The organism is Shewanella sp. YLB-07 (assembly GCF_009377275.1).
The window spans coordinates 168,113-174,946 of the sequence record NZ_VOQB01000015.1 but is presented as its reverse complement, the minus strand read 5'-3'; the positions used below and the strand labels follow the sequence as shown (position 1 = coordinate 174,946).

3 protein-coding genes are annotated in these 6,834 nt (G+C 50.2%); 1 reads left to right on the top strand and 2 read right to left on the bottom strand.

Annotated features, from left to right (window positions below):
• On the top strand, nt 1-459 hold a 459-nt coding region (locus tag FS373_RS31700; protein ID WP_194165935.1), incomplete at its 5' end, for a hypothetical protein.
• Here the strand turns inward: FS373_RS31700 and FS373_RS26085 are convergent.
• Both FS373_RS26085 and FS373_RS26080 read right to left on the bottom strand, forming a co-directional pair.
• Nucleotides 431-2,836 carry a zinc-dependent metalloprotease gene (locus FS373_RS26085; RefSeq protein ID WP_144044661.1) on the bottom strand — a complete coding sequence of 802 codons (2,406 nt, stop codon included), beginning with the start codon at nt 2,834-2,836 and terminating at the stop codon, nt 431-433. The two genes, FS373_RS31700 and FS373_RS26085, sit on opposite strands and share 29 nt — an antisense overlap.
• Nucleotides 2,837-3,054: 218 nt before the next feature.
• On the bottom strand, nt 3,055-6,762 hold the full coding sequence (locus tag FS373_RS26080; protein ID WP_144044660.1) for a response regulator: 3,708 nt from the start codon (nt 6,760-6,762) through the stop codon (nt 3,055-3,057).
• Between the last annotated feature and the right edge of the window lie 72 nt (nt 6,763-6,834).

Below are 6,834 nucleotides of genomic sequence, written 5' to 3'. Positions count from 1 at the left end.
AAGAGAGCATCATCTCAGCTCTACCAGCAAAGCATCATCTCAGCTCAACCAGCAAAGCATCATCTCGGCTCAACCAGCGAAGCATCATCTCAGCTCTACCAGCAAAGCATCATCTCGGCTCAACCAGCGAAGCATCATCTCGGCTCAACCAGCGAAGCATCATCTCGGCTCAACCAGCGAAGCATCATCTCAGCTCTACCAGCAAAGCATCATCTCGGCTCAACCAGCGAAGCATCATCTCGGCTCTACCAGCAAAGCATCATCTCAGCTCTACCAGCAAAGCATCATCTCAGCTCTACCAGCAAAGCATCATCTCAGCTCAACCAGCAAAGCATCATCTCGGCTCAACCAGCGAAGCATCATCTCAGCTCTACCAGCAAAGCATCATCTCGGCTCTACCAGCAAAGCATCATCTCAGCTCTACCAGCTGCTAAATCGGCGAGCCAGGTGGCATCTTAAGCGGCTGGGCTATCAGCTTAACCTTAGCATCTTTCATGCCTCTCTCAACGCCATCGGCAAGCCAGGCAAAGTGAGCGGCCTCGTAGGCACTGACCCGCTTCACCTTACGTTTAAGCTGCTTGAGGGTATAACGCAGACGATCCGCCAGTTGCGCCTTCACTTCGGGTCGTGTCTGTTTAGCATGGTAACTCGCTAACAACTCATCGAGTATCACGCTGTTGACCCGCATCCAGACCCCTTGCTCGGCACCATTGGGAATATCCTCATACAGTGTACTGCCAAGCAGCTTATCGACTAATGCCGGAACAGATAGTTGTTCCCTGTCGCCAATATAGCCCTGATTCACTCGATTTAGTCGCTGAGGCGCGAGAAGTTTCTGCACCGTATGACGGCTCAAGACTTCGGCCATACCCAGAGGGTCAGTGATGACACCAAGACCCGAATCAAAACTTTCCCGTGTTCTGTTGTAATTGCCCGCCTTGGGCACTAAGGATTCCTGCAATGTCTGGGAGATAGCTAACGCCTTGGGTGACAAGGTCTCCAGTAAGGCATCCAGGGCACTCTTTTGCAGCTGAGGCGCAATATAGTGCCATGACTCACCTTCGACGCCTTCGCTATAGCTATAATCTGTGCCACCGATAAATTTAGCCGCGGCGGTGATCTGATAACGATTGAGCAGATAAATGGGCACGAAGATATCGCTTAGCTCCCCCCTAGGCTGCCCGGCGAGTAATGCTGAGGGAGAAAAATCAGCGATCGCCTTGGCTCGTACCTTATCGATACGGATAAGCTCGGCAACGGGGTCACTACCATTATCCCAGAGACTGGCATAAGCATTACTGGCCCCTTTCGAGCGAGAATCCGCTTCACCTATGTAGCGTAGCCCCTGGCGCTGCACCTGAGTCATCAATTCAGATAATTTAGCCGATTCCTCGGCAGAGTCGGCATATTCACTATAACCATATTCGACAATATACTTATCCCAGGCACCGACTCCGACGCCATAGGGCGCCGAAATATCTATCTTCTCACCTTTCAATGTCGCCTGTGGATGGGGGTAATCCATCACTGAGGCATTATCATTACTCGAGGCGGCGAAGTTATGATCGAAACCTAAGGTATGGCCAACTTCGTGAGCCGCCAGCTGACGAATTCGAGCCAGTGAAAGCGCCATAGACGCATCTTCAGCAGCCTGTCTATCTTCCCAGCCAGCAGTGAGACCGCGGGCAATCAGATGATCCTGACGGACCCTTTGACTGCCTAAGGTCACATGTCCCTTGATGATCTCGCCGGTTCTGGGATCGGCAACCGCCGAGCCATAAGACCAGCCGCGCGTCGCCCTGTGTACCCATTGGATCACGTTGTAACGAATATCTTGAGGATCGGCATCCTCTGGCAATAACTCGACCTTGAATCCACCGATAAATCCGGCCTGTTCGAATGCCTCTTCCCACCAGCCAGCTCCCTCTAAGAGTGCGCTGCGAATTGGCTCAGGTACACCTGGGTCTAAGTAGTAAATGATAGGTTCGATCACTTCACTGGGCTCAGATCCCGGATTCACCTTCTGCAAGCGATGGCGCAGCAGATGACGCTGACGAATATCCTGATTAACCTGAGTACCGAAATCCAAATACTCATCGGATAGGTAGCCGCTCATGGGGTGGTAATCGCGAGCCACATAGCCCTCTTCCGGCAACTGAATGAAGGAGTAACGCAGACGAACCGACATATGATTAGCATCGGGCGTCACCTGGGCCACATAGTTACCCGCCTTGGCACTGTTGAAGGTCAACAAGACATCCACGTCGCTGTTACGCTCGAAGGACTTAACGCCTTCGGGTAAGATGAGTGAACGGCTTTTATCTAGCTGATAGCTACCCTGCTTAGTGTCTTCGAGCACCGAGGAGATGCCGTGAAGATCGTTAATCACCAGATCATTGATCGACACAAGATCCCGTTTTCCATCTATGATCTTGCCTCGCCAGAGCACTGACTCGGCAAAGGCTTCTTTAACCGCTCTTTGCTCGGCGGCGTTATCGCTACTGGCACGATATTGAGTATTGAGCTGCTTCAAAATCAAGTAGGGACCATGACGCTCAAATTGCACCATGCGGGTATAACCGAGTTGACCACGGTCCAGGCCGATATCATTGGAACCTACGCCATGGGGTAAACTTGTCAGCAACAGGAAAGGCTGATCTAACTTGTTCGCTTCCAGGTAAAGCTCGCCATCGGCTTTAGCGTAAAACAAGTTAATAAAACCGTTTGCAGACTGGCTTTTCTTGATGATAGTGGCGGTATTACTTGGGGCTGCGACGACATCGACGACGGGCACAGAGAGAAGTGCTATCGCCAATGCGAGATTATAGGGCTTCATTGGGTCTCCTTGAATGCGGCTCAGACGGCCTTTAGTACTCAACAATTCAATATTAATTTTTGTTTTAACTGCTGTTCTAATTTTGCACTAAAAATACTAAAGGGATAGCTTAACAGCTATCCCTTTAGTCTCAAGTGCAAATCATTAATTTAGCTCACTCTTATACAATTAGCTTAATTCTTCCTAAGTTAAGAGTGGGCCACAAGATAATTAATCCCTTAATTCACTTCTTCTTTCTGTTTAATCCAATAACTTAAGGTATCGAACAACTCATTGAGAACGATAGGCTTAGTAATATGGGCATTCATCCCCGCCGACAGACTCTTCTCTCTATCTCCCGACATGGCGTGAGCCGTCATGGCTATGATAGGCAGCTCCTGCAGACTAAAGTGCTTCCTGATCTCTCTTGTTGCGGTTAAACCGTCCATCACCGGCATCTGAATATCCATGAGTACCGCATCAAAATCTTTCTCGGCGAGCATGTCTATGGCGATTTGACCGTTATCGGCAACATCGACCTCGTAGCCAGCACTCTTGAGTAGTTCGGTCGCAACCTGCTGGTTGATAAGGTTATCCTCTACCAGCAAGACCACGCCAGCATGTGTATCGACTACCTCTTCGACTGCTACTTCTATCACAGAGCTGACCTTAGGCTCTTCGGCGAAAGCGCCAATGATTTCATCGAACAGAGCCGAGGCTTTAAACGGCTTCTGTAACATGGCGTAAATATTTGAGCGCTCCGCATCTTCCTTGAGAGGCTCTGCGGCATAAGCAGTCATCATGATGACGATAGGACGCTTATCTAATCGACCATCGGCCACCATACGATCCAGCTCTTCGATTACCTGAATACCATCCATCTCCGGCATCATCCAATCGAGCAGCAGAAGATCCACCGATGACTTCTCCAGCTTATATAGCGCCTCAGAACCATTAGCGGCAGTATCCACCTCAAAGTGGAAGTCACGCATCACGGCAGAATAGATCTGTAGTGCGGTCGGGTTATCATCGACCACTAAGGTCTTAAGATGACCTAAACGCTCTGGCACTATCATAGGTTTAATTTCGGCCTCTTCGGCAATCTCGAAGCTGATGGTAAAGCTGAAGGTACTACCGACCCCCATCTCACTCTGGACCTGCATCTGACCACCCATCATGGACACCAGATGTTTACTGATGGAGAGACCCAGGCCGGTACCACCATACTTACGTGTGGTAGAACCATCGGCTTGGGCGAAGGCATCGAACAGGCTGGCCTGCTGCTCATTACTGATCCCTATGCCTGTATCACGGACCCAGAACTTGAGAGTGATGCGATGATCGCGCTCACCCACATCTTCACAACCTAACTCGATCTCACCAGTTTGAGTAAACTTGACCGCATTAGAGAGCATGTTGATCAACACCTGACCCAGACGCAGGGGATCACCCTCGAGGATTAAACCAGCCGTGACAGGGGCGTAGAGGAGCAGCTCGACTCCCTTCTGTTGGGACTTGAGTGCATTAAGATCCAGGGCATGGTCCAGCACCTTATCGAGTGGGAATGCCACCCTCTCAAGCTCTAATTTACCCGCCTCGATCTTAGAGAAATCCAGGATATCGTTGATGATCCTGAGCAGAGACTGGGCCGAGAAGCCAGCCTTCTCCAGATAATCTTGCTGTTTCGGCGTGAGCTCTGTGCGCTGAGCCAGCTGCAGCATGCCGATGATGGCATTCATAGGCGTGCGGATCTCATGGCTCATGTTGGCCAGAAATTCACTCTTATACACGTTGGCCGACTCTGCATCTTGCTTAGCCTCAAGTAGGGCCACCTCGTTACTCTTATGACGAGTAATATCTTTATGGGTACCCACCATACGTTTAGGTTGTTTATTGGGTGTGAACTCCACCACACGACCACGAGAGAGTAACCAGTGGTATTGGCCACTCTTGCCACGCATCCTGAATTCGATATCGAAGGCACCAATAGGATCGCCTAGATACTGTTCGCGATACTCCTGCACCCTGATCCTGTCGTCGGGGTGAATAAGATCGTCTATGGTTGAAACCAATGCCGGGAACTCATTGATCTTGTAGCCAAGCATGGAGTAGTAAGCGGGATTACAGATGATCTGTTTCGAATCCAAATACCAATCCCACAAGCCATCTTCAACCGCATCCATGGCTAAGTGATAACGTTCTTCCGACAACCTTAACTGCTCGGCCGACTCATACTCGCGAGTCACATCACGCCAGACGGCGATCAGGCCTAACAGCTCACCGCGTCGATTATAGAAGGGCAGCTTAAGGGTATCGAGTAGCACTGGCTTGCCGGCGAGTTCCACCTTCTCCTGATAGCGAAGCGGAGTACGTTCCGCCAGAACTCGCTCATCTTCGGCCTTGATACGCACCGACTGTTCTTCGGAGGTAAGTTTTATCGACTCCTGGCCGATGATCTCACTCTCGGTATAGCCCAACATACGTTCGGCCGCCTTGTTGCAACCTAGATACTTACCCTCTCTATCTTTGAAAACAATCGCCTCCGGGATAGCATCGAGCAAAGATCTCAGTAAGGCGTATTCCCGCTCTCGCCTCTCTGTTGTCTCTTTCAGCCTATCGGTACGCCGAGCCACCAGCTTATCGAGTCTCCTGTTTTGTTCCGCCAGGTGCCGGGTATATTGTTGGTTCTCTTCGAATATTCGACTCACCAGTTGGAACCAAGGCTCCCAACCCTGGGTGATCTGCTCAGGGGGCTTACGGGGCTCCTGGGAGCAAGATTCCAGATGCGTCAACAGACGCGAAGCCGGGTTAACGAATGAACGTCGGGTCTGCCAGTGAACTATGGTCACTAATATCGACAGGGCCAATACCACTAAGATAAAGGTCAGCTCCAGCTTTTCCCAAGAATCCTTAAATAGCTCATCTCTATCTTGCAGGTAGAGCAGGCGCCAAGGGGCATTTTGTAGCGCTACCGAGTGGATGTAGTAACCATTTCTGATGATCCCTTCATGGGCATCGAACAGCTCAGACTCAGGAATCGAATGCAGCTCAGAGGGGATCTTCTGACTGATATGGAAGACACGACTAATCTCAGAGTTATCATCATCGCTGTGGGAAAGAATATTGTTCTTCTGATCCAATAGGATAACCGTACCCGGCATCTTGAAGTAGAGACGTATCTGCCTTGCCAGCGAGGCCAAGGTCATATCCAAGTTGATCGAACCGATAAACTCATCTTCCAGATAGATGGGGACGCCTAAGGTGGTCAATAGGCCTTTACCGGTCGGGTCAACGTAAGCGGGGCTCCAGAACACGCTTCGCTGGGGGTTCATCGCCGGCGTCGCTAGCTGAAACTGGTTCTTATTGAGTAACTCATCTCTGAATCTTTGCTCGTCCGATGGCCAGGGGAAATAGGACATGATCCTACGCTTAGAGATGTAATAGATAGATGAGGCTTTGGGAGCTGCTTCGGTTGCCACGGGGAAGGAAAGAGATAACTCGAACAGCATCTCCAGTTCCTGATAGAACTTCTCGCTGCGACCATTGAGGGAGCCCGCACCTGTGATGCGTCCCATATTGGTAAAAGGTTCACCACTCTGGGCGTAACTCGGCTCTAAGGTAAAATACTGGCCACTCTCATTGAATTTCTCATATTGTGGTAAGCGGTCTTTACGCACTAACTCACCGAGCCTGAGATGATCGACGGCCACGTTCCTCAGACTCTTTACCGCTCGGATACTCGATTCCAGCAAGAGATCGATCTGCAAAACATGGCGCTCAACCTGCTCCTCTCTTTGGTCCATAAGCTGAGTTTTCTGGCGTTCGAAGAAGAACCAGGCAGTGATCAGCGCCATAATGATCACGCCAATATAGGTATAAAAAACAGCGCGATTATAGTTTTTCTGTATCGGCGACTTCAGTTGAAGATCTGGCTCAGTCGGTTTCATTCATAGCCCTTGAATAAACCTGCAATTCCCTGCACAGGCTCTAAATTTCATTAACAGTATAGTATCAGGAAG